The 2,749-nt window shown below is 44.9% G+C and carries 2 protein-coding genes; both read left to right on the forward strand.

The features are described from left to right. Positions 1-292 precede the first annotated feature (292 nt). On the forward strand, positions 293-1,522 hold the full coding sequence (locus DWV53_RS15070) for a site-specific integrase (protein ID WP_118155422.1): 1,230 nt from the start codon (positions 293-295) through the stop codon (positions 1,520-1,522). Positions 1,523-1,553: 31 nt separating this feature from the next. After that, positions 1,554-2,749 (forward strand): site-specific integrase (locus tag DWV53_RS15075; RefSeq protein WP_147468827.1); only part of this gene is annotated, 1,196 nt, incomplete at its 3' end.

The raw sequence follows: 2,749 nt of genomic DNA on the forward strand, positions 1-2,749 counted from the left end.
TGCACAATTTAAGCAAAAGCAACGGAAAGTGAAGATGAGAGAAATGAACTGCAAGTGGTTGAGAATGAGCAATATTTCATAATTCTGCCAATTGGCTGCAAAGCAAATCCGAGCAGGATATTGAGTTATTTCAGTTACCAAACCGTTAGCGGTCAGTTACCGAAACCAACACTGCTAACGAGGTGAAAAACAAATAGTTTGTCACCGGTGTTTGTTGCACTGTTCTGCACAACTTTCAATGACGGAGAATGCTTACTGATTGATTATTTTTGCAAACTAAAAAAGTAAGCAGATGAAAGTTGAAAAATTCAAGGTGCTGCTCTACCTCAAAAAGAGCGGATTGGACAAGAACGGTAAGGCTCCCATCATGGGACGCATCACCCTCAACCGAACAATGGCGCAGTTCGGTTGCAAGTTGTCATGTACGCCAAAGTTATGGAATCCACGTGAGAGCAGACTTGACGGCAAGAGCAAGGAGGCTGTGGAAGTGAACGCCAAGATTGACAAGCTGTTGCTGGCAATAAACTCAGCCTACGAGTCACTTGTGGAGCGCAAGACGGATTTTGACGCAAAGGCGATAAAGGATCTGTTTCAATGCAGTGCAGACACTCAGATGACCTTGTTGAAGCAGCTTGACGCCATCATTGCGGACATTGAGTCAAGAATCGGCATCGACTACAAGAAAGGCACGCTTCCAAACTACCAGTACACTCGCCTGACATTGGGATTGTTCGTCAAGAAGCGTTATGGAACTGACGATGTGGCATTCGGTGAGCTTGACGAGCAGTTTATCCGTGAGTACATGGACTTTTGCTTGGACGAGAGAGGTCTTGCACTTGATACAGTCCGCCACTATCTCGCCATATTGAAGAAGACCTGCCGAATAGCTTTCAAGGCAGGACACTCCGAGCGTTATCATTTCATGCACTTCAAGCTACCTCAAAAGAAAGAGAATCCACCAAAGGCATTGACACGTGAGGACTTTCTGAAAATTCGTGACCTCGAAATACCAGAGCGAAGAAAATCGTTGGCTTTGACCCGTGACCTTTTTCTTTTCGCCTGCTATACAGGCACGGCTTATGCCGATACGGTTTCCATCACGGAAGAAAACCTCTTTCGTGATGAGGAGGGCAGCCTTTGGCTGAAATACCACAGAAAGAAGAACAAGATGCTTGCACGTGTGAAGTTACTGCCAGAGGCGCTTGCCATGTTGGAGAAATACAAAGACCCGACAAGACCTACTCTTTTACCGCCACAGGAATTTCGAGTGCTGAGAGGTAACATGAAAAGTCTCCGAGTACTATCTGGCATAAGTATGGATTTGGTCTATCATGTTGGACGGCACAGTTTCGCATCGCTCGTTACGCTCGAAGAAGGTGTTCCGATAGAGACTATCAGCAAAATGCTTGGTCACAGCAACATTCAGACCACGCAAATCTATGCACGTGTCACCCCGAAAAAGCTATTTGAGGATATGGACAAGTTCATCGAAGCCAACAAGGACTTCAAGTTTGTCCTGTAATATTATCACAAAATAAGAAAGGAACATAACAATGAGAAGTACATACAAGCAGTTTTATTATATCAACCGTGGCAGAGTAAAGGCAGACGGAACCACATCTATATTTTGCCGTATCACGATTGACGGCAAAGTGTCAGCCATAGCAACAGGTCTTTACTGTGCTCCCGAAGAATGGGACACGAAAAAAGGTGAAGCCAAGAATGCAAGAGTGAACGGACAACTGCAAGCGTTCAGACTAAGAATTGACGAAGCCTACGAGCAGGCAACAAAGGAAAAGGGCATCGTTACCGCCGAGATTCTGAAGAATGTTATTCTTGATGCAAATACTATCCCGATGACATTGCTTGCCACTGGCGAGGAGGAGCGTGAACGCCTTAGGCTGCGCTCTATCCGTATTAACTCAACATCTTCTTATCGCCAATCTAAGACATCGCAGCTCAACTTGCGAGAGTTCATCGGGTTACGAGGAATGAATGACATTGCATTTGAAGATCTGACTGAGGAATTTGGCAAATCTTATAAGTTGTTCTTGATTGGCAAAGGGTATAGTGCATCCAATACGAACCATAATCTTTGTTGGCTGCAACGCTTGGTTTATATCGCTGTTGACAGAGGTCTGCTGAAATTCAATCCATTGGAAGATGTCGGATATGAAAAGAAAGGCTCACCAAAGCGTAGACATATATCCAGAAATGACTTGCTGCTCATTATGGAGACTCCTATGGAAGATAAGGCTTTGGAGTTGGCACGCAGAATGTTTGTTTTCTCCAGCCTTACAGGTTTGGCTTATGTCGATTTACGTAACCTGTATCCACACCATATCGGGATGACGGCAGACGGCAAAAAATACATCCGTGAGAAAAGAGCAAAGACCAACAACGAAGCGTTCATTCCCTTGCATCCGATAGCTGAACAAATAATGTCGCTATACAATACAGCGGATGATAGCAAACCTGTTTTCCCTCTTTCTTCACGTGATTCCATGTGGTTTGAATTTCATTCACTCGGTGTGGCTTTGGGTATAAATGAGAACCTTACCGCACACGTTGCAAGACATACATTCGGAGTAAACATGGTTACTTCGGGCATATCAATGGAAAGCATCGCCAAGATGATGGGGCATTCCAACCTGCGAAGCACCCAGGTCTATGCCGTCATCACCGATGACAAGATATCCAAGGACATGGACAAGCTGATGCAGCGCAGAGAAACAAAAGAAACTGACCA

This window comes from Segatella copri (assembly GCF_003465495.1).
GTDB classification, from domain to species: Bacteria; Bacteroidota; Bacteroidia; order Bacteroidales; family Bacteroidaceae; genus Prevotella; species Prevotella copri_G.